The 24,190-nt window shown below is 74.1% G+C and carries 20 protein-coding genes and 1 pseudogene; 13 read left to right on the forward strand and 8 right to left on the reverse strand.

Going from position 1 to position 24,190, the window contains the following annotated elements:
* Window positions 1-54: 54 nt before the first annotated feature.
* Window positions 55-1,257 carry a cytochrome P450 family protein gene (locus tag ACZ44S_RS29295; protein ID WP_466934146.1) on the reverse strand — a complete coding sequence of 401 codons (1,203 nt, stop codon included), beginning with the start codon at window positions 1,255-1,257 and terminating at the stop codon, window positions 55-57.
* Between the two features lie 109 nt (window positions 1,258-1,366).
* Between ACZ44S_RS29295 and ACZ44S_RS29300 the strand changes: the two genes are divergently transcribed.
* The 3 genes from ACZ44S_RS29300 (at window position 1,367) to ACZ44S_RS29310 (ending at window position 3,162) form a co-directional block, all read left to right on the forward strand.
* Entirely contained in the window at window positions 1,367-2,224 is an 858-nt protein-coding gene (locus tag ACZ44S_RS29300; protein ID WP_466934148.1) for a TetR/AcrR family transcriptional regulator, read from the forward strand.
* Window positions 2,225-2,337: 113 nt separating this feature from the next.
* Window positions 2,338-2,718, forward strand: coding sequence for a MerR family transcriptional regulator (locus ACZ44S_RS29305; protein ID WP_466934150.1), 381 nt, complete (start codon window positions 2,338-2,340; stop codon window positions 2,716-2,718).
* A 240-nt stretch (window positions 2,719-2,958) separates the two neighbouring features.
* Window positions 2,959-3,162 carry a cold-shock protein gene (locus ACZ44S_RS29310; protein ID WP_004985680.1) on the forward strand — a complete coding sequence of 68 codons (204 nt, stop codon included), beginning with the start codon at window positions 2,959-2,961 and terminating at the stop codon, window positions 3,160-3,162.
* Window positions 3,163-3,266: 104 nt separating this feature from the next.
* On the opposite strand, the gene ACZ44S_RS29315 is transcribed toward ACZ44S_RS29310, so the two are convergent.
* Window positions 3,267-4,154, reverse strand: a complete 888-nt coding sequence (locus tag ACZ44S_RS29315; protein WP_466934152.1) for a serine hydrolase — start codon at window positions 4,152-4,154, stop codon at window positions 3,267-3,269.
* Window positions 4,151-5,080 carry a LysR family transcriptional regulator gene (locus tag ACZ44S_RS29320; RefSeq protein ID WP_466934154.1) on the reverse strand — a complete coding sequence of 310 codons (930 nt, stop codon included), beginning with the start codon at window positions 5,078-5,080 and terminating at the stop codon, window positions 4,151-4,153. The genes ACZ44S_RS29315 and ACZ44S_RS29320 overlap by 4 nt, the downstream gene beginning before the upstream one ends.
* A gap of 115 nt (window positions 5,081-5,195) precedes the next feature.
* Here ACZ44S_RS29320 and ACZ44S_RS29325 point away from each other — a divergent pair, with 115 nt between their 5' ends.
* Complete coding sequence (locus tag ACZ44S_RS29325; protein WP_466934156.1) at window positions 5,196-6,821, forward strand: penicillin-binding transpeptidase domain-containing protein; 1,626 nt, start codon at window positions 5,196-5,198, stop codon at window positions 6,819-6,821.
* Between the two features lie 28 nt (window positions 6,822-6,849).
* Window positions 6,850-7,785: a class A beta-lactamase gene (bla, locus tag ACZ44S_RS29330; RefSeq protein WP_466934158.1), complete on the forward strand. Its 936-nt coding sequence runs from the start codon at window positions 6,850-6,852 to the stop codon at window positions 7,783-7,785.
* 21 nt (window positions 7,786-7,806) lie between these two features.
* Here bla and ACZ44S_RS29335 read toward each other — a convergent pair whose 3' ends face one another.
* Window positions 7,807-8,127 carry an antibiotic biosynthesis monooxygenase family protein gene (locus ACZ44S_RS29335; RefSeq protein WP_466934160.1) on the reverse strand — a complete coding sequence of 107 codons (321 nt, stop codon included), beginning with the start codon at window positions 8,125-8,127 and terminating at the stop codon, window positions 7,807-7,809.
* 42 nt (window positions 8,128-8,169) lie between these two features.
* Entirely contained in the window at window positions 8,170-9,030 is an 861-nt protein-coding gene (locus ACZ44S_RS29340; RefSeq protein WP_466934162.1) for an SCO2400 family protein, read from the reverse strand.
* Between the two features lie 304 nt (window positions 9,031-9,334).
* Here ACZ44S_RS29340 and ACZ44S_RS29345 point away from each other — a divergent pair, with 304 nt between their 5' ends.
* From ACZ44S_RS29345 to ACZ44S_RS29380, 8 genes and pseudogenes are all read left to right on the forward strand, one after another.
* A complete protein-coding gene (locus tag ACZ44S_RS29345; RefSeq protein WP_466934163.1) occupies window positions 9,335-10,474 on the forward strand; it encodes a sugar ABC transporter substrate-binding protein in 1,140 nt (379 codons plus the stop codon).
* Between the two features lie 105 nt (window positions 10,475-10,579).
* A complete protein-coding gene (locus tag ACZ44S_RS29350) occupies window positions 10,580-10,798 on the forward strand; it encodes a DUF4287 domain-containing protein (protein ID WP_466934165.1) in 219 nt (72 codons plus the stop codon).
* 9 nt (window positions 10,799-10,807) lie between these two features.
* Window positions 10,808-11,755, forward strand: coding sequence for an RNA polymerase sigma-70 factor (locus ACZ44S_RS29355; protein WP_466934167.1), 948 nt, complete (start codon window positions 10,808-10,810; stop codon window positions 11,753-11,755).
* Window positions 11,756-11,857: 102 nt separating this feature from the next.
* Window positions 11,858-13,060, forward strand: a complete 1,203-nt coding sequence (locus ACZ44S_RS29360) for an NAD(P)/FAD-dependent oxidoreductase (protein WP_466934169.1) — start codon at window positions 11,858-11,860, stop codon at window positions 13,058-13,060.
* 201 nt (window positions 13,061-13,261) lie between these two features.
* Window positions 13,262-13,390, forward strand: a pseudogene (locus tag ACZ44S_RS29365) (oxidoreductase); the annotation flags it as partial.
* 344 nt (window positions 13,391-13,734) lie between these two features.
* Window positions 13,735-16,017, forward strand: a complete 2,283-nt coding sequence (locus ACZ44S_RS29370) for a histidine kinase (RefSeq protein ID WP_466934171.1) — start codon at window positions 13,735-13,737, stop codon at window positions 16,015-16,017.
* Complete coding sequence (locus ACZ44S_RS29375) at window positions 16,014-16,697, forward strand: response regulator (protein WP_466934173.1); 684 nt, start codon at window positions 16,014-16,016, stop codon at window positions 16,695-16,697. The genes ACZ44S_RS29370 and ACZ44S_RS29375 overlap by 4 nt, the downstream gene beginning before the upstream one ends.
* Window positions 16,698-16,739: 42 nt before the next feature.
* Window positions 16,740-17,054 carry an SCO4225 family membrane protein gene (locus ACZ44S_RS29380; RefSeq protein ID WP_466934175.1) on the forward strand — a complete coding sequence of 105 codons (315 nt, stop codon included), beginning with the start codon at window positions 16,740-16,742 and terminating at the stop codon, window positions 17,052-17,054.
* Between the two features lie 71 nt (window positions 17,055-17,125).
* Here the strand turns inward: ACZ44S_RS29380 and ACZ44S_RS29385 are convergent, their stop codons facing one another.
* From ACZ44S_RS29385 to ACZ44S_RS29395, 3 genes are all read right to left on the reverse strand, one after another.
* The gene (locus ACZ44S_RS29385) at window positions 17,126-19,216 is read right to left on the reverse strand and encodes a SpoIIE family protein phosphatase (RefSeq protein ID WP_466934177.1); all 2,091 of its coding nucleotides are present in this window, start codon (window positions 19,214-19,216) and stop codon (window positions 17,126-17,128) included.
* A 117-nt stretch (window positions 19,217-19,333) separates the two neighbouring features.
* Window positions 19,334-23,236, reverse strand: a complete 3,903-nt coding sequence (locus ACZ44S_RS29390; RefSeq protein ID WP_466934179.1) for a CHAT domain-containing protein — start codon at window positions 23,234-23,236, stop codon at window positions 19,334-19,336.
* Complete coding sequence (locus ACZ44S_RS29395; protein ID WP_466934180.1) at window positions 23,233-24,189, reverse strand: hypothetical protein; 957 nt, start codon at window positions 24,187-24,189, stop codon at window positions 23,233-23,235. The genes ACZ44S_RS29390 and ACZ44S_RS29395 overlap by 4 nt, the downstream gene beginning before the upstream one ends.
* Between the last annotated feature and the right edge of the window lies 1 nt (window position 24,190).

Here is a 24,190-nt window from a genome sequence, read left to right on the forward strand (position 1 = left end):
GATACGGCGCAGTCTCGCGCCTCTTTGTCGTACGCGCCTCCGAATTACCGGGCCTCAGGGGCGGTGTGCCGCTCCGTCCAGGCGCACCGGGAGCGCGGTCAGCCCTCGCAGCAGCGTGCTCGAGCGCCAGACGAGGGTCTCCGGGGCGGCGGCGAGGGCGAGACCCGGGTGCCGTTCCAGCAGGAGGCGGAGGGCGATGACGCCCTCCGCGCGGGCGAGTGGTGCGCCCAGGCAGTGGTGGGCGCCGTGTCCGAAGGCAAGGTGGCCCTGGGGGCGGCGGGTGATGTCGAAGCGGTCGGGATCGGGAAAGGCGAGCGGGTCGCGGGAGGCCGCGGCCAGGGAGACGAGCACGGCGTCACCGGCGGCGACCCGGGTGCCGGCCAGTTCCAGCGGCTCCGCCGCGAAGCGGAACGCGCTCGCGTGGACGGGGGAGTTGAAGCGCAGCGACTCCTCGACCGCGGCGTCGGCCAGGTCCGGGTCGGCGCGCAGCAGGGCGAGCTGGCGGGGGTGGGTCAGCAGGCTGTGCACCGTCGCCGAGATCAGGTTCACCGTGGTCTCGTGCCCGGCGACGAGGAGCAGGAAGGCCATGCCGAGGAGCTCCTCCGGGGCCGTGCCGTCCTCGGCGTCCCTCGTCAGGTCCGCGAGCAGGGAGCCGTCGGGGGCGCCGGCCTTCTCGGCGATCAGTTCGGTGAGGTAGCCGGTCAGCGCGGCGGCCGCGGCGCCGGCGGTCTCCTCGCCGGTGGGTATGACCAGCTCGTTCGACCAGGTGTGGAAGTCCGCGCGGTCGGCGACGGGTACGCCGAGGAGGTCGCAGATCACCGTGACCGGCAGCGGCAGCGCGTAACCGCTCACCAGGTCGGCGTCGCCCGTCTCCGGCAGCCGGTCCAGCAGCCGGCGGGCCACCGTCCCGATACCCGGCCGCAGGGCGGCGATCCGGCCCGGTGCGAAGCGGCCCGCCACCAGCCGCCGCAGCCGGGTGTGGTGCGGCGGGTCGCTCTGCAGCATGTTGCGGCCGACGGCGTGGCCGCCGTCGGTCTCCCAGGTGGCGGAGTACCGGATGTCGTTGCGCAGCCGGGGGTCGGTCAGCGCGGCCCGCGCCGCCTCCCGCGTCACCACCAGCCAGGCGTCCCCGCTCCCCGGGATGTGGACGCGGTGCACCGGGCCCTCGGCCCGCAGGGCCGCGAGGACGGGGAACGGGTCGGCTGCCGGGTCGTGGCCGTGGCCGTGGGCCAACTCCTCCAGGGTGGGCGCTCGCACGTCGACGTCCTCTCCGTGTCGCGAACATAAACGGGGAGTACTCCCCACTTGATGCGGCGACGATAGCATCCGGTCGGGGAGTGCTCCCCGCTTCGCACGGAGGAAGACGATGACCGTCGGTGAAGAGCCCACCGCCCCCGGCCGCGCCACGCCCGGCCGCGCCACGCCCGGCCGCGCCACGCCCGGCCGCGCCACGCCCGGCCGCGGCACACCCGCGACCGCACCCGCGCCCCGGCGGCGGCGGGACGCGCGGCGGAACCGGGACCGGCTGGTGGAGGCGGCGCACGCGGTCTTCTCCGAGCAGGGGCTCGACGCCCCGCTGGACGTGATCGCGCGCCGCGCGGGGGTCGGCAACGCGACGCTGTACCGGCACTTCCCCACACGTGCCGCCCTCGTCGACGCCGTCTTCCACGGCCAGCTCACGGACACCATGACGGCCGGCGAGCACGCCCGGACGGCCCCCGACGCCTGGACCGGCCTGACCGGATACCTCCGGACCGTCTTCGCCACCCTGGCGGCCGACCGCGGCACCAACGACCTCATGACCACCCGCTTGCCGGACGTCGAGGTCCTCGAGGCCGTGCACGCCCACAACCGCGCCACCGTGGAACTGCTGCTGGAGCGGGCGCGCGCGCAGGGCACCGTGCGCCCCGACGTCACCACCGAGGACCTGCTGTTCGCCCTCGCCGCCCTGGGCCGCGCCGTCCCGCCCCTGACGGCGGCCACCGCCCCCGACGCCTGGCACCGCCCCCTCGTCCTGTTCCTCGACGGCCTGCGCGCCACCCCGTCCGCACCGCCGGGGCCCCTCCCCGGCAGTGCGCTCACCGAGGCCGAACTCGGTGCCGTCCTCGGCGAGATGGGCCCGCATCGCACCCGGACGGCCGAGGAGACCGGGACGAGAACGAGGAAGCGGCCGCAGGGCGAGGGCGGTCCGACCGCTCCCGGCGTCCCTCCCACGGACGGGTGAGCAGGACATCTGTCTCGGCCGCGACAGTTTTTCCGCCGAGGCGACTAAAGTTCCTCTGCGGGGAACCCGTCCCCGTGGCGGACCGTGTCCTTGTGGTCCGCGGAAAGGTGCGCATGCCCTCGGAAGGTCAGCCGTACGCCGACGGCCGACAGCCGGACCAGGACCGGCTCCCCGTCGCCGACCGGCTCGACGACGACCACTTCCCGGCCTACACCATGGGCAGGGCCGCCGAGCTGGTCGGAGCCACACCCGCGTTTCTCCGCGCCCTGGGCGAGGCGCGGCTGATCACCCCGACGCGTTCGGAAGGCGGCCACCGCCGCTACTCACGCCACCAGCTGAGGCTGGCCGCCCGGGTCCGTGAGCTGGTCGGCCAGGGCACCCCGGTCGACGCCGCGTGCCGCATCATCAGCCTCGAGGAGCAGCTGGAGCAGGCCGAACGGGCCAACGAGGAGCTCCGCCGGCGAGGGACGGGCGCGCTCCACGGACCCCGGTGAAAATCTGTCACCGCCGGAACAGAAAGACCGCTCCCGCTGCGGAAAATGTCTTTCCCTAAACACGCCGTCGGTGTTTTATTCCAGTGATTTTCCTCGCTTGCCGCGGCTCTTTTCCATGCTAGGCTGACGCCAGTTGCAGTTGTGGTTGCCAGTTTGCTACCGGGTCTCCGGGCAGGTGATCATCGCGACGATGTAGGGATTCGTAAAGTGCGAGTTCCGACACTGTCTCAGGAGATTTATATGGCCACCGGTACGGTGAAGTGGTTCAACTCGGAAAAGGGCTTCGGCTTCATCGAGCAGGACGGCGGCGGCGCTGACGTGTTCGCCCACTACTCGAACATCGCCACCTCGGGCTTCCGCGAGCTCCAGGAAGGCCAGAAGGTGACCTTCGACGTCACCCAGGGCCAGAAGGGCCCGCAGGCGGAGAACATCGTTCCCGCCTGACCCGAACCCAGGGTTTGAAGAGCAGGGCCCCGCACTTCGGTGCGGGGCCCTGCTCTTTGTTTTCCACCTGGCCGGCGCTTATTCATGTGCCTTTGCGCTTCTGGTCAACGCGAGCGCAACTCCTCCGCCCGCAGCGCGTCCACCGCGATTCTCGCCGCCGTTCCGATCACCGCGTCGGCCGCCGGAAGGGTGGCGGCGGTGTGCGCGGTCCGGGTGAACACGGCGACGGCGTAACGGCCGCCGTCCGGGTACTCCACGACGCCCACCTCGTTGCGCAGGGTCGGCAGCGTGCCGGTCTTCCCGGCGACATGGACGTCGTCGAACGGGAAACCGGAGGCCAGCCGGTGCGGCCACACCTGGAGCCCCATGATCCGTCGCATGGCCGCGCCGTGCTCCGGCGGGCACGCCTCGTCCCGCCACACGGCGGCCAGCAGCCGGGTGAGATCGCGCGGGGTGCTGCGGTTGGTGCGGGCGGGGTCCAGCGCCCGCAGTCGGGTGATGACATGCGGGTCGGCGAGCGCCCGGGCCCCGTCCGGACCGGCGTCCTCCTTGATGGTCGCGAGCATGTCGCCGAAGGAGTGCACGGCGAGCGTCCGCGTGAGTCCCAGCCGGGCCGTCGTGGCGTTCACGGCGTCCAGGCCCACCCGGCGCAGCAGCAGGTCGGCGGCGGCGTTGTCGCTGACCGCCATCATCAGATACGCCAGATCGCGCAGGGACAGCCGGGCCGCGTCCAGCATGGCGGCCACTCCGGTGGGGCCGGTGGTGCGTCCGGCGGGCGGGCACTCCACCTGTTCGGTGAGGTCCAGCCGGCCCGCCGCGTCCTGCTCGTGCAGCGCGACCAGGACGCACAGCTTGTGGACGCTGGCCGTGGGGACCGGCTGGTCCGCCCCCGCGTCGAGCTGCACGCCCGAGTCGATGCCGAGGGCGTGCAGCCGGCCGGTGACCCCGGCGTCGGCGAAGGCGGCGTGGATACGGGCGACGGCGTCGGTCACAGCCAGTACTCCGATGCCGGGCGCAGGTGCAGCGGGCGGGTCGGTGCGTCGGGGGTCGCGCCGGCGGCGGTACGCAGGGCCTGCGTGGCCGCTTCGGCGAAGGCGTGCACGGCGGCGTCGCCGCGTCCCGCGGGCCAGGCGGCGGAGTGCCGCAGGGCGGGGCCGCCGCCGGTGAGGGGACGCCACACCACGTCCGGGTCGCCCGAGGACGGCCGGGCGTCGCGCGGGCACAGGGCGACGGCCCCGGCGGACAGCACCAGCCCCCGGACGAAACTGTCGCCCTGGCCGTGGCGTACGGCGGCGGGGGTGAAGCCGCCGCGGGCGCAGGTGGTCAGCAGGTCGTCGTAGAGGGCCGGGGCCGCGGAGCGCGGGAACAGGATCAGGTCGTGGCCGCTCAGCGCGGCCAGGGGCACCTCGTCGCGCCGGGCCGCCCCGGCCCCGCGCGGCAGCAGCACACCGAGCTCCCGTCGCAGCACCGGACCCAGCTCCAGGCCGGCCACGTCACACGGATGGTGGACGATGCCGACGTCGAGCTCGTGGGCCGCGAGCCGCGCGAGCTGCTGAGCGGTGGACAGCTCGTGCAGTTCGAGCTCCAGACCGGAGCGGCGGCGCCCGAAGTCCGCGAGCAGGGCGGCGACGGTCTCGCCGGAGAGGTCCGGGGGGAGCGCCGCCCGCAGCAGCCCGGTCTCGCCGTCACGCACCCGGCGGGCGGTGGCGAGGAAGGACTCCGAGCGGGAGAGGACCTCACGGGCCTCGGCCAGGAGCAGCCGTCCCGCCTCGGTGATCGTCACCCGACGGCTGGTCCGCTCGAACAGCCGCACTCCCAGCTCCCGTTCCAGCCGCTGGATGCGCTGCGACAGCGGCGGCTGCGCCATGCCCAGACGGGCCGCGGCACGCCCGAAGTGTGACTCTTCTGCAACAGCCACGAAGCACTCCAGGTGCCGCACCAGGTCCACGACCAGTCATCATATCGAGTATTGATCGGTCCGAGATCGATAGCGGTCTTGGACGGACGGTGCCCACCGCTGCTGTGGTCGGTGCATGCACTCCTACCCCGACTTCCCCCCGGGCGGCCCCCGCCGTCGCCGCCCGCGCAGAACCACCAAGTCCCTCACCGCCGTCGCGGTGGTGGCCGCGGTCGCCGCCGGCGGGGCGTACGCGGCGGGCGTCGGCCCCTTCGCGGGCGACAGCGGTCCCGATCCCGAGGCGGTGGCCGAGGCCCGCGCGTTCCTCGCCGACTGGTCCGCCGGACGGCTGCCGGACGCCGCCGCCCGTACGACCGGACCCGACCGCGCGGAGCAGGTGCTGGGCAGCTTCACCGCCGGGCTCGACATCGAGAAGCCGGAGCTCACGGCCGGGAAACCCGAGGAGACCGGCGACGGCACCCTCACCGTGCCCTTCACCGCGAAGATGCCCGTCACCGGCCTCGGCACCTGGACGTACACCTCGAAGCTGCCGCTGCGGGAGCAGGACGACGGCACCTGGAAGGTGGAGTGGACACTGTCGCTGGTCCACCCGAGGCTCAGTGACACGGAGAAGTTCCGCCTGGAACGCGAGGAGCGACCACCCGTCGAGGCCACCGACCGCGACGGCGGGACCCTGACCGGCGCCACCCACCCGTCCCTCGCGCCCGTCCTCGCCCAGCTCGCCGAGGGCGCGGACGGCGGCCCGCGCGGCGCGGTGCACCTCGTCGACCGGGCCACGGGTGAGGTCGAACGCACGGAGGTGTCCTTCGGCGGCGAGGAGACCCGCAAGGACGAAGGCCCCGTCCGCACCACCCTCGACGCCCGCTGGCAGACGGCCGCCGAACGCGCCCTCGCGAAGGCCGACGGCAAGAACGCCGCGCTCGTCGCCCTGCGCATCGACGACGGCGAGATCCTCGCCGTGGCCAACTCACCCGCCTCCGGCTTCAACCGCGCCGTCTCCGGCACCTACGCCCCCGGCTCGACGTGGAAGATCGTGACCAGCAGCGCCCTGCTGCTGAAGGGCGCCGTGGCGCCGGACGACGTCGTGGACTGCCCCAAGTACCTGACGGTGGGCAAGAAGTTCCAGAACGTGGAGACGTCGGAACACCCCGGCGCCACCTTCCGCAAGGACTTCACCGAGTCCTGCAACACCGCGTTCATCAGCCTGCGCGGGCGGCTCGGCGAGGGAGAACTCGGGGACGTGGCGAAGAAGTACTTCGGGGTCGGCCAGACCTGGCACGTGGGCGTCCCCTCGTACGACGGCTCGGTGCCGGTGCCGCGCGACGCCACGGAGAAGGCCGCCTCGATGATCGGGCAGGGCCGGGTCCAGGCCAACCCGCTGATCATGGCGTCGGTCACCGCGACGGCCGTGTCGGGCAGCTTCCACCAGCCCTCGCTCGTCGACGGCACCGAGGACACCACCCGCACCACGCCGCTGCCGCGGAAGGTCGTGACCCAGCTGCGCACACTGATGCGGGCCACGGTCACGGAGGGCACCGCGCGCGTTCTGGCCGGCCTGCCCGGCGACATCGGCGCCAAGACCGGCACCGCCGAGGTCTCCGACGACCAGGACAACAACGGCTGGATGGTCGCCCACCGGGGCAACGTGGCCGTGGCCTGCGTGGTCGAGGAGGGCGTCACCGGCGGCGGTTCGGCGGGACCGGTGCTCCGTGAGCTGCTGTCCGCCGTACCCGAGTCCTGACCGCACCGTCCGAAAGGGAGCATCCCCCGTGACCTCACACCCTTCCCGCCGCGCCCTGCTGCTGGCCGCGGCCCTCGCCCCCGCGGCCGGGTGCGCCACGAGCACGCCGGTGCGCGAGCGGGGCCGGGACGATACCGCGGCACCGTCGCCCTCGCCCTCCTCGGGCCGGGGCGCGCCCGCCCCGGTGACCCCCCGGAGCCTCGCCGGCCTCGAACGCGAGTACGGCGCCCGCCTCGGGGTGTACGCCGTCGCGACCGGTACCGGCGCCACCGTGGTCCACCGCGCCGACGAACGCTTCGCGTTCTGCTCCGTCTTCAAGACGCTCGCCGCGGCCGCCGTCCTGGACCGCGGCCCGCTCGCCCGCCTGGACGAGCGCGTCCCCTACACGGACGACGACCTCGTCGCCTACTCACCGGTCACGGAGCGGCACACCGGCACCGGCATGACCCTCCGTCAGCTCTGCGACGCCGCCGTCCGCCACAGCGACAACACCGCCGCCAACCTGCTGCTGCGCCACCTCGGCGGCCCCTTGGCCCTCACCGCCCACCTGCGCGGACTCGGTGACTCCGTCAGCCGCCTGGACCACTACGAACCCGAGCTGAACAGCAATCCGCCCGGAGACCCCCGGGACACCACGACCCCACGGGCCGTCGCCGCCGACTACCGTTCCCTCGTCCTCGGCGACGCCCTGCAGGCGGGGAAGCGGACGCTGCTGACGGACTGGCTGGTGCGCAGCACCACCGGCGGCAAGCGCATCCGGGCCGGCGCCCCCCGCGGCTGGAAGGTGGGCGACAAGACCGGAACCGGCGACTGGGGCCGGGCCAACGACGTCGCCGTCCTGTGGCCCGGGCGCGGCGCCCCGCTGGTACTGGCCGTCCTGACCGATCGCCCCGGCCGCGACGCGACCCCCAGCGACCCGCTGGTCGCCGAAGCCGCCCGCCGCGTACTCGCCGCCCTGCGCTGAACCGGGCGGACGGCCGTGGGATCAGCCCTGCTGGGGCGCGGCCTGCTGGACCACCTCGAACGACCAGAGCGTGGCGTCCGTGGCCGCCGGGCGTGGCTTCTCACCCTGCGCCCCGCCGTGGGCGGCCTGCCCCCGGCCGGCCATCCAGCGCTGGAAGTCCTCCTCGGTCCGCCACCGCGTGTACACGAGGTAGGTGTCGGTGCCCTCCACCGGGCGCAGCAGCTCGAACCACTCGAACCCGTCGGAACTCTCCACGGCCCCGGCCCGTGCGGCGAACCGCTGCTCCAGCGTCTCGCGCTGCTCTTCCGGGACGGTGAGTACGTTGATCTTGACGATGCTCATGTCCCGATTGTTCCGCAGGGCCGGCGCCCGGGGCGCGGTGGGTCAGCCCAGGCAGATGACCAGGAGGCAGAGCTGGGAGGAGTCCGCTTCGCCGGCCGGCGGGGTGGCGGGGGCGGGCTGGGAGCCCTCGCCCCGGTCGGTGCCGCCGGCCGCGTCGCCGTCGTCCGCGGCCGGGGGCGGCGTGGCCGGGCGGGTGGCCGTGCCGGAGCCGGAAGCGGAGGCGGAGCCCGACCCGGTGTCGACGCCCGCGTCGGTGCCCGCGCTCCCGTTCGCCTCGGCGCGGGAGCCGGAGCGGGAGACGGAGTCGGGGGCGGTCGTCCGCGGCCGGGACGTCACCTCCGTACGCCTCTCGGAGCTGCTGTCCGTGTGGGTGCGGGACGGGGCGGGGGACGTCTGCGCGGTCTCGCCCGGCGCCCGGCGCTCGTCGTCTGCCGGGGGCGACTGCCGCGTACGGTCCGGGGAGGCGGACGTGGATCCCGGGCCGGTGGTGCCGTCCGCGGCTTCCGTCGCGCCGCCCATGCCCCGGACGTCGGGTGCCGTGCTGGCCTGGGCCCGGTCCCCGCCGCCCCGGTCCACCGAGGCGAGGGTCAGCCCGCCGCCCACGAGGGCCACGGCGGTGGCGACCAGGGCCCGTCGCTGTGTCTTCCTCCAGCGGGTCAGCTGCCGCCGCCGCGCCGCCCTTCCGGTGCCGGTGCCCGACGGCGCGGGCGTCCGCGACGCCGTGTCACCGGAGCGCGGGGCGGGGGGTGTGACGGCCGCGGCGGGCTCGGCTGCTGCGCTCGCCGTACCGGGAACCGTGTGGCCGCCGATGACGCTGGGCGCGATGTCGGGGGCGTAGGCACCGCAGCCCGGGCAGACCAGGGCGCCGTTCAGATGCCGGCGACACGTGGAGCAGTAGTCCATCCGCTGTCTTCCTGAGTTGACGTACCGACCGACCGGAAGGCGAACGGTCCGGAGCAGGGGACAGCAACGCTAGCCAGGGCCACGACGCACTGTGTGCAGCCTGTGTGCCTCTCCTGCGCACATTCTCTGCGCACCGCGCGAGAAGGTCGTGAGCGCCGGTGCCGCACCACCCCACAACGGACACACTTCTGATCGACCTTCGGGCCGGAGCCGCCCGTCGGCCTTGACGCCGCACCGTGGTGCCACGTTGGCTGTCCGGCCACTCGGTCGCCCACGCCGCACGTCCGCCCGGAAGGCCCTCCACGTGAACCCCCGAACCACCCCCGCCCCCACCGCCGTACGCCGTTCCGTCCTGTTCCTGACCGCCACGCTGTCGGCCCTCTCGCTGACCGGCTGCGGTCTCCTCGGCGCCACCGGCGACGACGACACGGAACGAGGCTCGCGGAGTTACGACATGACGGTGGGTCTGCTGCTGCCCGACAAGGACACGGCGCGCTTCGAGAAGTTCGACTACCCGCTCATCAAGGAGCGGATCTCCTCCCTCACCAACAAGCAGGGCGAGGTCGTCTACGCCAACGCGGAGGGCAGCAAGGCCAAGCAGAGCGAGCAGTTCCGGAAGCTGATCGCCGACGACGTCGACGTGATCCTGGTGGACGCGGTCGACGCCGCGGCCGTCGCGCCGGACGTGAAGAAGGCGAAGGAGGCGGGCATACCCGTCATCGCCTACGACCGTCTCGCCGAGGGGCCGATCGACGCGTACGTGTCGCACGACAACGAACTCGTCGGCCAGGTGCAGGGCCGCGCCCTGGTGAACGCGCTCGGTGAGAACGCCGAGAAGAGCAAGGTCGTCATGATGAACGGCGAGCCCGCCGACCCGAACACGGCCCTGTTCAAGAAGGGCGCGCTGAGCGAGCTGAGCGGCAAGGTGGACATCGTCAAGTCGTACGACACGGAGAAGTGGCTGCCCGAGGTCGCCGCGAAGAACATGCGCAAGGCGCTCAAGGAGGTCGGCGCGGGCGATCTCGCCGCGGTGTACTCGGCGAACGACGGCATGGCCGGCGCCGTCATCGACGTGCTGGGGGACGCGGGCCTGTCCGACCTGCCGCCGGTCACCGGGCAGGACGCGGATCTCGCGGCCGTGCAGCGGGTCGTCGCGGGCACGCAGTACATGACGGTGTACAAGTCCTTCCTGCTGGAGGCGACGGGGGCCGCGGACATGGCGGTGGCCAAGGTGCAGGACCGCTCGATCCAGTTCGACGCCCTCGCCCGGGACCTCATCGACAGTCCCACGCGGAAGGACATTCCGGCGATGCTGGTCCCGGTGGTCGCCCTGACGAAGGAGAACATCGAGGACACGGTGATCGAGGACGGCGTCTACACCGCCGAGGACATCTGCACCCAGCCCTACGCGGCGGCCTGCGCGGAGATCGGCCTGGCCCCGTGAGACGGGCGAGGTGACGCGGATCACTCCCTCGTGCCGATCAGTTCCGCTCCGTCCACCCGTCCTCACTGGTGACACATCACCGCGAGGACGAGAAGGACGGCTGACATGAGCGCACAGGTGAAGGGCCCCGCGAGCTACTTTCCGTCGATCGAGAAGAAGTACGGGCGTCCGGTCGCGGAGTGGAAGGACCTCATCCGCGCCTCGCCGCTGACCCGGCACATGGAGCTCGTCGCCTGGCTCAAGTCCGAGCACGGCCTGGGCCACGGCCACGCCAACGCCCTGGTCGCCCACACCCTCGCCGAGGACAGCGGCTTGAAGTCGTAGGATCCGGGCATGGCCCTGAGCGTGAGCGACGTGGAGCGGTTCATGGCCTCCAGGCCCCGGCTGGAGGCCATCGCCTACCGGCTGCTCGGCTCCGCGAGCGAGGCCGAGGACGCCGTGCAGGAGACGTTCCTGCGGTGGCAGGACGCCGACGTCGACCGCATCCGGGTGCCCGAGGCGTGGCTGACGAAGGTGCTCACCAACCTGTGCCTCAACCAGCTCGCCTCCGCCCGCGCGCGGCGCGAGACGTATGTGGGTGAGTGGCTTCCCGAGCCGCTGATCGCGGGAGACCCGATGCTGGGTCCCGCCGACACCGCCGAACAGCGGGAGTCGGTGTCGTACGCGGTCCTCGTCCTGCTGGAGCGGCTCACCCCGAACGAGCGGGCCGTGTACGTCCTGCGGGAGGCGTTCGACTACGCGCACCGGGAGATCGCCGAGATCCTCGACATCACCGAGGCGGCCAGTCAGCAGATCTTCCACCGCGCCAGGAAGCACGTCGCACAGGGCAGGGCCCGTACGGAGATCGACGAGGCCGCCGCCCGCCGGGTCGTCGACGAGTTCCTCGCGGCCGCCACCAGCGGGCGGACCGAGCCGCTGGTGCGGCTGCTCACCCAGGACGCCGTCTCGGTCGGCGACGGCGGCGGAAAGGTCCCGGCCCGCACCAGGCCGTTCGAGGGCGCGCTCGCGGTCGCGAAGTTCCTGCGCGGTCTGTTCCTGCCGGGCAAGGCCAAGCGGGAGCTGGTCGGCGGCTCCCCCGAGGTCTACGCGACGACCGCCAACGGAGACCCCGCCCTCGTGGCGGTCGTCGACGGCCGGGTCGTCGCCGTCATGTGCCTGGAGGTCACCGGTGAGGGCATCTCCGCCGTCCGGAACCAGGTCAACCCCGACAAGCTCGAACGGGTGACCGAGCGTTGGGCGGCCGCCGACCACGGGGAACCCCTGGTGCGCATCGCCTACTGAGCCTGCTGACCGCGATGTGACAGGCGTCACATTCCACTCCTGTCAGGAAACGGCGGGCCGTCCGGTTCAAGGGGCGAATCCGCTGACGACAGGAGCAAGGCCATGCAGCACCGCATCATCGTCCTCGGAGCCGGCTACACCGGAGCCTCCGCCGCCGGACGCCTCGCCAGGCGGCTGCGCCGGGAAGACGTCGCCATCACCCTGGTCAACGCCGAGCCCGACTTCGTCGAACGCGTCCGCAACCACGAGGTGGCGGCCGGCCGCCCGGTCAAGCACCGCCCCCTCGCCGGGATGCTCGCCAAAACCGGCGTGGAACTGAGGCTCGCGCAGGTCACCGGCGTCGACGTGGACCGCAGGGCGGTCACCGTGCGGGACGCGGACGGCGAGGGCGAGCTGGAGTACGACACCCTCGTCTACGCCCTCGGCAGCCGGTGGAACGACCAGGGCGTACCCGGTTCCGCCGAGCACGCGCACGAGATCGCGGGCCGCCCCGGGGCCCTGGCGGTGCGCGAGCGGATCGCCGGCCTGGACGCCGGACAGCGCGTCGTCGTGGTCGGCGGCGGGCTCACCGGGCTCGAGGCCGCGTCCGAGGTCGCCGAGGCCCGCCCGGACCTCGACGTCGCCCTCGCCGCCCGCGGCGGACTCGGCGACTGGCTCTCCCCCAAGGGCCGCCGGCACCTGCGCAAGGTCTTCGACCGGCTCGGCATCACCGTGCACGAGCACGCCGACGTCACGGGCGTGGAGGCCGACCGGGTCACCACCGCCGGCGGCGGTTCCCTCCCGTCCGACCTCACGCTGTGGACCACCGGTTTCGCCGTCCACCCCATCGCGCGGGCCACGGGCCTGGAGGTCACCGGCAGCGGCCAGATCGTGGTCGACGGGACCATGCGCTCGGTCTCGCACCCCGAGGTGTACGCCGTCGGCGACGCCGCCATGGTGACCGGCCCCGGCGACAAGCCGCTGCGGATGTCCTGCGCCTCGGGTGTGCCCACCGCGTGGCAGGCCGTCGACGCGATCGCGGCACGGCTGACCGGCGGGAAGCTCCCGAACGTGCCGATCCGCTACTTCAACCAGTGCATCTCGCTGGGCCGCAAGGAGGGCATCATCCAGTACGTCACCGCCGACGACCGCGCCGTCGGCACGGCCCTGACCGGACGGCTCGCCGCCGTCTACAAGGAGCTGGTCTGCAAGGGCGCCGCCTGGGCCGTGGCCAACCCGACGCTCGGGCTGCCGACCCGCCGCCGTGCCGTGCGGACCCCGTCCCCGGCGGTCCCGGCCGAATCCGCGGCCGAGGCGGCGGCCTGACCCCGCGCCCCGCCCCCGTGCGGGCCCTGTGGTGACGCCGTCCGCAGGGAGTTGGTTCGCGAGGGCGCCGCCTGGGCCGTGGCCAACCCGACGCTCGGGCTGCCGACCCGCCGCCGTGCCGTGCGGACCCGGTCGCAGGCGGCTCCGGCCGAGGCGGCGGCCTGACCCCGCGCCCCGCCCCCGTGCGGGCACTGTGGTGACGCCGTCCGCAGGGAGTTGGTCTGCAAGGGCGCGGCCTGGGCCGTGGCCAACCCGACGCTCGGGCTGCCGACCCGTCGCCGTGCCGTGCGGACCCGGTCGCAGGCGGCTCCGGCCGAGGCGGCGGCCTGACCCCGTGCCCCGCCCCCGTGCGGGCACTGTGGTGACGCCGTCCGCAGGGAGTTGGTTCGCGAGGGCGCGGCCTGGGCGGTGGTCAACCCGACGCTCGGGCTGCCGACCCGTCGCCGTGCCGTGCGGACCCGGTCGCAGGCGGCTCCGGCCGAGGCGGCGGCCTGACCCCGCGCCCCGCCCGCCGTCCGGGCCCCTCGCGACCACGGGGACCGGACCGTCGACGTCCCCGGGCACGCGCACCCCGGGAGGGAGAATCCCGCCCCGTCTGCAACCCAGGTAAGAGGGCCGAATCCCCCTGTGGCCGGAGCCGGGCCGGCCGGCCGCCGCCCTAGCCTGGGCCTGTCATGAACCGAACCGACGACCGGCTGCTCCCGGTCCTGCTGCTGTGCGCCCAGGCCGTGGTGTGGCCGGGCGCGGCCCTGCTGCGCGGCGACGCCCCCGCCGCGTCCGCGCTGCTGGTGTGGGCCCTGGTCGCCGGACCCGTCACGGGCGCGCTCACCCTGCGCCGAACCCGCCCGGTCACCGCCCTCGTCCTGACCGCCGCCGCGTGCGCGCTGGGCGCCGGGCCGCTGCCCGCCGGGGCGACGGCGGTGCTCGGCACCGCGGGTGTCGCGCTCGCCCTGTTCACCGTGGCGACCGCACGCGACACCTTCACCACCGTGCTGTGCGCGGTGGCGCTCGCGCTCTGGCAGCTGCTGCACGGCCTCACCCTGCACGGCATCAGCGAGCGCGACGGACTCGACCTCGTGCTCACCGCCCTGCTCTACGCCACCGCCTGTGGTGCCGGCCTGCTCGTCCGGCGGACCCGCCACGCACGACAGGCCTCCGAACGGCTCCTGAGCCGCGCCGAATCCGAGCGCCACCGGCTCCCTGCTGCCGAACGGCGCCGCATGGAGAGGGAGTTGCACGACGTCAGCGCGCACCATCTGACCGCCGTGGTGGTCACCGCGGGCGCCGCGCTGGGGCTGCGCGACCGCCGTCCCGAACTCACCGAGGAGGCCCTGCGGTTCGCGGTCGACACCGGCCACGAGGTCACCCGGGCGCTCGGCTCCGTACGGGCCCCGGCGCCCTCGGGCGAGGACCTGCCGTCACCGGAGGAGCGGCTGCTCGACCTGGTCGACGGATTCCGGCGCCTGGACCAGCGGGTGGACTGCGAGATCGACCCGCTGCCGGACGGCGCGGTCGCGGAGGCGGCGTACGGCATCGTGCGCGAGGCGCTGACGAACGTGGCGCGCTACGCCCCGGGCGCGCCCACGCGGGTGCGGTGCCGCTACGGCGACGACCGCACGGACGTCGTGGTGACCAGCGGGGCACCGCTGCCCGGCACGGTGGCGCACGGCGCGGGTCTCGGCGGGGGACGCGGGCAGGGCTTCCTGCGCTCCCGGGCGCGGGAGGCGGGCGGCACCCTGGCCACCGGGCCGACGGCGGAGGGCGGCTGGGAGGTACGCGCGGTCCTGCCCGGCCGCAGCGCCGCCCCCGTCGAGCGGTCCGGGCCGCGCGGCCGGCGTCCGGCGCAGGTGACGGCGGCCGTCGGACTCGTGCTGCAACCGCTGCTGCCGACGCTGGTCGTCCGGGCGGAGAGCACCCCGGCGGGCTCTCAGGTGTCGGCGGGTGTGCTGTTCGCCCTGCTGGCCGCGGCTCAGGCGATCACGCTGCTGTGGCTGCGCGGTGCACCGCGCGCCGCCCAGGGCGTCCTGTGCGCCCTGGCGCTGCTCTGGCCGGTGGCGATGGCCGCGGGCGACTACACGGGCCCGGTCGTCCTGCCGCCCGCGCTGAGCATGCTCGCCATGTGCGCGGCGCTCGCCGTGGACGGGAGCCGGGACGGACGGCGGGTGCTCCTGCCGGCCGTGGCCGCGGTGGTGCACGCGGCGGCCGTGACCGCCGCCGTACTGGACCGGGGCACGACACTGCCCGTCTGGGCGGTCGTCGCGGCGGCGACGGCCGGGGCGTCCCTCGCGGCCGGTGCCGCCCATGGGTGCGGGGTTCTGCGCGGCCGTCGCGCGCGGGCCGCCCGGGGCACCCGGGACGCACGCCTCGCCCACTGGACGGAGGAGGCGGTCCGGGACGCGTGGGCCGAGCGCCGCCGGATCGCCGGCGGGCTGGAGACGACCGTGCTGGCGCGCACCGCCGACATGGTCGCCGAAGCGGAGGCGGGCCGGCTCGAGGCGACCGCCGAACGCGCCCGCGAGGCGCTGGCCGCGATGCGGGCCCTGCTCGACACGGTGCGGGAGGGCGGGGCGGAGCGCGCACTGCGGCCGCAGCCCACCCTTCAGGCGCTGGACCTGCTCGCCCATCAGTGCCGGGCCACCGGCCGCGAGGTGGAGATACGGCTGACCGGCCACGTGCCCCGGCGCCTGCCCACCGCCGTCGACCTGGCCGCCTACCAGGCCGCCGAGACGCTCCTCGCCACCGGGGACGACCGGCCCGCGGTGCTGGAACTCGACGCCGCGGAGGGTACGTTGACGATCACGGCCACCGGGATCGCACCCGCCGCCCACCCGGCCGTACGGGAGCGGCTGACGGCCCGGCTCGCGGCGCTGGACGGCACCCTGACCACCGGGCCCGCGGACACGGTCCGCCTTCTGCTGCCGCTGACCCCGGGCGGCGAGGAGGGGAGCGCACGATGAGCCTCAGCGTGCTGGTCGCCGACGACCAGGGCATCGTCCGGGCGGGATTCGCCGCCGTGATCGACGCCGAGGAGGACATGACGGTCGTCGGTGAGGCCGCCGACGGCGCCGAAGCGGTGCGGCTGGCCGAGGAGCTTGCACCGGACGTGGTCGTCATGGACGTACGGATGCCCGTGCTGGACGGCATCGCGGCCACCCGGATCATCACCGGCCGCCGGAACGCGCCGCGCGTCCTGGTGCTGACCACCTTCGACCTCGACGCCTACGTCTTCGACGCGCTGCGGGCCGGCGCCTCCGGCTTCCTCCTCAAGGACGTGCACGCCCCCGAACTGCTGCGGGGCATCCGGGTGGTGGCCGCCGGCGAGAGCGTCCTCGCCCCGTCCGCGACCCGCCGCCTGATCGGCCACTACGCGTCCGGAGCGCTCGCAGGGCCCCGCGGGGAGAGAACCCCCGCCGAGCTGGACGGCCTGACCGACCGCGAACGGGGCGTCCTCGCCCTCGTCGCCTCGGGACTCAACAACGCGGAGATCGCCGAGCACCTCGGCATCACCGTCGGCACCGTCAAATCACACGTCAACGCGGTGCTGCGCAAGCTCGGGCTGCGCGACCGGGTCCAGGCCACGATCCTCGCCTACGACCTCGGCCTCGCCCGCCCGAACCCACCCGGCACCCACCTCTGACCACCCCCCGACCACGACCAGCACACCCCAGGAGCCCACGCCGTGACCGGACCCGGCCCGTCCCTGCCCCGCCGACTGCGCCACGTCCTCGGCGACATCGCCGCGCTCGTCTACCTCGGGCTCTGCGCCGCCCTGCTGACATGGGCGTTCGCGGTGAGCGCCGGCGAGACCGAGGACGCCTCCTTCGCGGGCGTCATCCCGTTGCTCGCCACCGCCCCGGTCAGCTTCGTGCTGATCGTGCTGCCGGACAGCCCCGTGATGTTCGTCCTGGCCGTCGTCGTCGGCGCACTGGTCAACGCCACGGTCATCGGCTGGTGCTCCCGCGCCCTGCGCCGCGGCACCGGGGCCTCGCGCTAGGGGTGTCCGGGCCAGGGCGTCTCGCCGCGCATCCGCCGGACGGCACGGCACCTGTACGCCGCCGACCGGCATCACAGCTCCGCCGCGTCCGCCATGTCGAAGGCGTCCATCGAGGCCGGCGGGTCCGAGGACGCGTCGTCGAGGTGCTGCTCGGACCAGATCGTCTTGTCCCGCCGGCTGTGCCGTACGCCCCAGTGGGAACTGAGCCGCATCACGATGAAGAGGCCCCGGCCGCCCTCGTCGCTGGTGCGGGCGTGCCGCAGGTGGGGGCTGACGCTGTTGGCGTCCGTGACCTCGGACAGCAGCCGCTGCTGGTCGTGGATGAGCCGCAGCCGCACCGGACCCTTGCCGTAGCGGATGGCGTTGGTGACGAGTTCGCTGACGATGAGCTCGGTGGTGTGAACCGCCCCGTCCAGGTGCCAGGCCGCGAGTTGCTGGTGGACGAGCCGGCGTGCCGTGCCCACGACGATGGGGTCGGGGGGCAGCGTCCAGTCCGCGACCCGTTCCGGGGCCAGGGCGTGGAAGCGCGCGAGCAGGAGGACCGCGTCGTCCTGACGCGAGGGCGCCATCCGGTACACGGCGGTGTCGCACAGTTCCTGCAGGGGCCGGGAGGTGGTGGCGAGGACGTTCTCCAGGTCGTGCCCGGCCGCCGTTTCGCCCTCGTCGCCGGAGGCGAGGAGACCGCGGGTGCAGAGGGCGAGCAGGCTGCCGGGGGCGAGCTGGACCACGGTCGAGGTGAAGGGCTGCTCGCCGCCCCCTCCCAGCGCCGGCCCCTGGGGGACGTCCACGGCGAGCGGCGAGCCGTCGGGGTCGACGACGACGGGGGCGGGGTGCCCGGCGCGGATCATGGTGCACTGACGGGAGACGGGGTCGTAGACCACGATCGCGCAGGTCGCCGTGTGACGGTCCGCGGCCGAGGTGTCGGCCGCCGGGAGCTGCGTGGCGACCTCGTCCAGGTGGATCAGCACCTCGTCCGGCTCCAGGTCCTGCAGCGCCAGTGTGCGCAGGGCGATGCGGAGCTGGCCCATCGTGGCCGCCGCCTCGATGCCGTGTCCCGTGACGTCACCGACGACCAGGGCGACCCGTGTGCCGGAGAGCGGGATGACGTCGAACCAGGCGCCGCCCGCTCCCTCGGGCAGGTACACATGGGCGGTCTCCACGGCCGTGAGGCGGGGAATCTCCCCGGGCTGGAGCCTGCGCTGCAGCGCGGAGGCCACGGTGCGCTCGCGGCGGTAGCTGCGCGCGTTGTCCAGGTGCGCGGAGGCGGTGTCGGCCGCCTGCCGGGCGACGTCCAGGTCCGCCTCGTCGAAGGCCTCGGTGCGGTTCCGGTACAGGGTCAGCAGACCCAGCAGGGTGTCCCGCGCCATGAGCGGGGCGACGATCATGGAGCGTACGTCCGCCGCGATCAGCGGTGCGAAACCGTCCCGGTCGGCCGAGAGCCACGGATCGTCCGGGGTCACCTGGACCAGACGGGCGTGGGTGTCGTTGAGGGCCTGGGTGTACGGGGTCGGGAAGGGGAAGGGGAGGCTGTCGCCCTTCTTCCTGGCCGGCTCGACGGTCGGCGGAGCGAAGGCCACCCGGCGCAGCGGCACGTCCGTCGGTACGGGGCCGGCCCGGGGCGCGCTTCCGCCGGTGCCGTCCTCGAGCAGGTCGACGCTCGCCGCGTCGGCGAAGGCGGGCGCCAGCGCCCGCACGAGTTCGTCCGCCGTGGTCCCCACCTCCAGGGTCGAGCCGACGCTCGCGTGCACCGCGCTGAGGACGGCGAGGCGGTCCGCCGCGGCCTGCCGCTCGGTCACGTCCTCGACGACGCCCACCAGTCCGGGGATGCCGCCGTCCCGGCCGGGCAGCGGGAACAGGGACACCTCGACGGCGAGGGCGACCTGCGGGTCCGACGGCGAGGGCCCGCGGATCAGCCGGCCGCGCAACGGCTTCCCGGTCGCGAAGACCTCGTCGATCAGCGCCCTGAACTCACCCGCCTCTCCGGGGGCGAAGTCGTCGACGACGTGCCCGACGACGTCCCCGGCGGGCAGCCCCCGCACGCCCCGGCCGGCCGGGTTGTAGCGGGTGACCTTCCGTTCGGCGTCGAAGACGAACAGACCCTGGGGCGAGTCGGCGAACAGCGCGTTCAGCACGGCGGTGTCGTCGACGGGACAGCCTGTCACCACAAGCTCCCTTCGCGAACCTCCCTCCTTACCTTCTCGCATCACCGGTGCGCGGCAACTCGGGCCGGGGCGGGGCACGGCGGCAGCAGGCGTGGGCGACCGGGCACGTCCCACGGGTCACGGGCCCAGGTGGATCACGCCGGCGAAGCCGAGCGCCTCCCGGGCGGAAGCCGTGAACGCCTCCTCGAGGACCGTGTGCAGGGCCAGGGCCGCGTGCTCCGGACGCAGTCGGCCGTCCCCGTCGGTCAGCAACTCGTAGACGTCCGCGGCGATGTGCGCAGCGCCTTCGTCCGTGACCGTGCCGAGCATCCCGATCACATGGCGATACCCGGCGGCCTGGAAGGACGCGGCGATGGTCCAGCCCCCGCCCTCGAAACCCCGCTCGTCGCCCGCCGTCTCGCAGGCCGAGAGATAGGCCAGGGCACCGTCCGCCACGAGGTTCGGCGGGAGGTGCCGCCAGTCGAGGTGTCTGTCCTCACCGAACTCGAACCGCAGTCGCGGCACGTCCTCGTGCACGCCCGCGTGCCCGATGAAGTGGAAGAACGGGTGATCGGTGAGGCGCGCGGCGACGTTCGCGACCGTGGCGTCCGGTCCGCGCAGGACGTGCCCGTCGGCGACCAGACGTTGGATGCGCGCGGCTTCCGCGCTTCCGGCCGGCCGTGTGTCGTCCGCGAGGACCAGCAGCATCCGCTGCTCCTGGTCTTCGCTCCGGTGCCGCTCGCCGTACCGTGCGGTCATGAGTGCCTGGAGGCTCGGCGTGTAGGAGTGGACCGCGTGGTCCAGGGCCGTGGCAGGGGGATGTCCGGCCACATGGAGGGGCAGCATCGTGAACGGACCGGTGGGACACCACCAGATCCGGGGAAGGGTGCCGGCTGGACCGGGTGCGGCGGATGAGGTGAGTCCGAGGGCGGAGAGGACCGGCCGCACCGTGCTCTCCCACAGCCAGGCGAGCGCCGACCAGGCCTCGCGGTGGTCCTGCCCGGCAACCGAGCGCTGATACGCACGCGCGCGGGTGGTCAGTTCGGTGGGATCCGCCTTCGGCAGCGGGAGCGTCGACACTCCCTGTCGTGTCACCAGCAGTGCGTCGCAGCGGCGTGCGGTCGTGTTGAGGACCACGACGGGGCCCTCGCTCGCGGCCGCGACCATGCGATGGCCCAGGACGGGGACGAGGAAGTCGTCGAAGCCGGGAACGGCACGGACCGCTTCCACCAGGTTGTTCATCCGGGCCCGCGCGAGTTCGCCCCGCCTGGGGGACGCCCCTGAGCTCTGTCCGGTGTCCAGATGGAGAAACGCCCACAGCCACCGGAGTTCCTCGTACAGATCCGGTGCGGCGCGGTGCAGCCGGTCCACCTCGGCATGCGAGTTCTCGGACCACGCCGACAGCAGCGCGCTGCGCTGCTCGAGGAACTCCAGAGCACGCTCCGGTGACCCCGCCTCGATCGCGTAGGCCGCGGCTTCCCGGCTCCGTTCCTCCCACGCACGGATGACACCTCCACGCTCGGCACCGGGCAGCAGCACGACGGGCGGGAGTTCCCGGGTGACGATCTCGTAGCTCCGGACGACCTCGTCGTGGCGGCCCAGGTGCTTGGCCAGGCTTCCCCAGAGCAGCGCGGCCTGCAGCCGTTGCAGTGGCTGTGCGGCAGGGTCCAGGGTGATCCGCCGCACGTCGTCGGCCGCGCGGCGGAGCGAGTCGCCGGAGGCGTCGGCCACACGGGACAGCACTTCGGCTCTGGCCAGCAGCAGGGAAGCCGTCGGCACGGTGGCAGCCGGCGGGGCCATGCCCAGGTCCTCCACTGCGGCGTCCAGCTCGCTGAGGGCGATGTCGAGGCGTGCCGGAGAGCCGTCGGCCGAGTGGAGCGCGAGCAGGACGGAGACGTATCCGGTGGCCCGGGCCAGACGCCGGGCGGGATCGAGCCGGAGCCGGTACTCCCCGGCTGTGCGGTAGTCGGCGAAGGCCTGCTCCAGGAACTGGAGGCGTCCCGTCGCCTGGTGCTTCAGGAACAGACATTCGCCGTGCTGTACGAGCGCCACGTACCGGTACGGCAGTTCGTCACCGGCTCGGTCGGAGACGACCTCCGCGGCGGACTCGGCGGCACGGTCGAGATCCGCCGGGTCACCTCCCTGCCGGAACCGGTCGACCAGGCACCGGGTCAAAAGGTTGCCCGCAGCCTTGCGCCAGGGCGACGCCCTGGGCAGGGAGTTCTTGGCCCTCTCTGCGAGAGCCAGGGCCTGGTCCAGGTCCGCGGAGCGGCGGGACAGGGCCGAGGACACGCGCAGCACCTCGGCGGTCACGAGGTGCAGCCGGGACCGTCGGATCCTGCCTTCCGGGGGGGAGGACGTCTCGGCCAACCGCGCGAGTGCCAGGGCTTCGTCGAGCGCCTCCCGTGAACCGTCGGTCCAGAACCGGGCCATGCACAGGGCGGAGGACACGGCTGCCCGCTCGTACTGGTCGGCCCTGTCATCCTCGGGCGGCTGCTGGAAGCGGAGCAGGTTCTCGGCACGGGCGAGGTCGCCGGGGCTCCCCCTCACCGCGGAGCGCATCACCAGGATCCGCGCCAGCGGCAGCGCGGTGGCGTCCGCACCGTGAGTGGTCGCGGCCGCCTCGTCGGCGAGCGCCACGGCGCGCCACAGGTCGTCGTCCCCGTGCCCGATCTCGTGGTGGACCGCGTACGTGCGCAGGAGTTCGGCGACGAGCGGTCCGGTGTCCGCCCCGCTCGCGGACAGCCGGTCCAGCGACCTTTCGAGGAGGGTGAGCGACCTGTTCAGGTGCGAGAGGGCCCCCGTGTGCGAGAAGAGCTCACGCAGGGCGGCGCCGAGCACCCGGTTGACCCGTACGGCCTCGTGGGCGGTCCCGGTGTCGACCAGGCGCTCGCCGATGTCCACGGCCTTCTCGAGCGGTCCCCGGGTGCCGCGGCGCACCCCCTGCAGGTACGCCGCTTCCGCGGCCTCGCAGCCGAGTTCGGGGAAGCGGGCCGCGTCGTAGTCGAACGCCAGGGCAAGCTCCGTCAGGTCGAACGCCTGGCGCAGGGCCTCGAGGTCGTCCTGCCGGCGGAACCGGTCCAGCAGGTCCCGTATCGCCCGGGTGAGCCGTGGCGCCAGCTCCACCTCGTTCCCGCGCCCGAGCAGGTCTCTGAGCTCCGCGTGTTCGACGTCCTCGGCCCGTGGGGAGGGCGGCGCGGGCCCGCCGAGCTCGTAGACGTGGCCCGCTCCCGTGCGGAGGCGGACCGGTCCGGGCCCCACCTCGACGCGGACCACGTCGCTCGCGTCGATCCGCACCGTGCGGGTGCCGGTCCGCGTCACGGCCTCGATCACGCGCGGATGGGTGTCGGGCACGAGGATCGCTGCCGCGGACGGGCCCCCTACGTCACCCAGCAGCAGCGCGCCTCCCTCGCGCCGGACACCGAGCCGGGTCTCCCCGACGGCCGTGGCGATGGAGGCGACGGTGTCGAGGGTGAGGTCCGGCGCCGAGCCCGGGTCGAGGGAGGGCACATGGGCGCGGGCGGCGTTGGCGAGGCTCCATGCTCCGGTCGTCGAACGTGCCTCGGCGGGCAGCCGCTTCCACGCCTCCGCGAACCATCCCGCCAGACCGGAACGGTTCTGCCGTACCAGGGCGTGCAGGGCCCGGTTGAGGTGCCGGGCGGCGGCCTCGGTGTCTCCGGTCAGGCTGGCCCAGGTGACCCGTTCCTCCAGGAGCAGCGCGGGCGACAGACCGCCGTGCAGCTCGGTGAGGACCTCGATGATCTCGTGGAGCCGCGGGTCGGTCTCCAGCATCCGCGCCAGGCCGGCCCGCAGATAGGGCAGGCACTCCGGGAGCAGCGCGATGGCTTCGGGCGTACGGGCGCCCACCCAGTCGCTGAACCACAGATCGGCTTCGGCACCGACGTCCAGGTGCGGCAGGAACCGGAGCCGGATCGCACGGATCAGTTCCGGTTCGATCCGGGTGGCGACGCTCAGGACCGTGGCCAGCTCGAGCGCCCCCGCCGGGGGCGGAGGCGGCAGCTCCCGCGGTGGCCCGGTCACGGCTGTCCCACCCCGGCCCGGCTCGCGGTGGTGGTGCGGTCCCAGCTGACCAGCGGCAGCAGCCTCGTCATCCAGTCCGGCCAGCGTCCGGGCGGATACGGGGTCAGTGCGACGGCGCTGCATCCGGCCCGGGTGACGAGCCGGACGAACTCCTCCCAGCCGTCCCGCGTGCCGTGGTGGAAGGGGTCCGGAGGGCCACCGAGGCCGAGATCCGAGAGCAGCAGGATGCGCCTGCCGCGCTCGGGGGGCGTGTATGCGGTGCGCGTCCAGCGTGCCCCGGGACCGGTCCCGTGCTGGGGGAGGCCGGAGAAGTAGCCGACCTCGACCAGACCGGATCCGACCACCGCGCGGATCCGACGGACCAGGTGGTCCTGGTCGCGGCGGAACGGCTGCATACCGGGGCCCCGGTCGACCAGCACCTGAACCCCGTACCGCAGCGTCCGCACGGGGCGGCGCGGCAGCCGTGTCACCGGGCGGCCGTGGGCGAGCACGTCGATCAGTGCCGGGATGTCCACCGGGCCTTCGGGCACCTGCCGGGAGAGCATGGCGCGGAGAATGGCGCTGGTCCAGTGCGGGACCAGGAGCGGCAGGTGGGGGAGCGGGGAACGGTCGGCCGTCGGCCTGGCCAGGGGCTCCGTCGGCTCGGGCGGTCCGCCCGAGCCTTCGACGCGCGCCGGGTGGAGCAGCGGGAGGTCCGCCGTCGCGTCCGTGCCCGAGCCCTCGTTCCGGGGACCGGTGGGCGGCTCGTCGCGGGGACCGTCGCCGGGCTCCTCGCGGGGACCGTCGGCCGGGGGCTGTGGCGCGAGTGCGTGCACCGGGGGCGGGGCGGAGTCGCTCGTGCGGGGGACGCCGCCGGCCAGGCCCAGCAGGTGCAGGACCTGTTCCCGCTCGCTCTCGGTCCGTGCCACCTCCAGGGCCCGGACGGCATCGGCCAGCCAGATCTGCGGGCGCATC

This window comes from Streptomyces malachitofuscus (genome assembly GCF_055571035.1).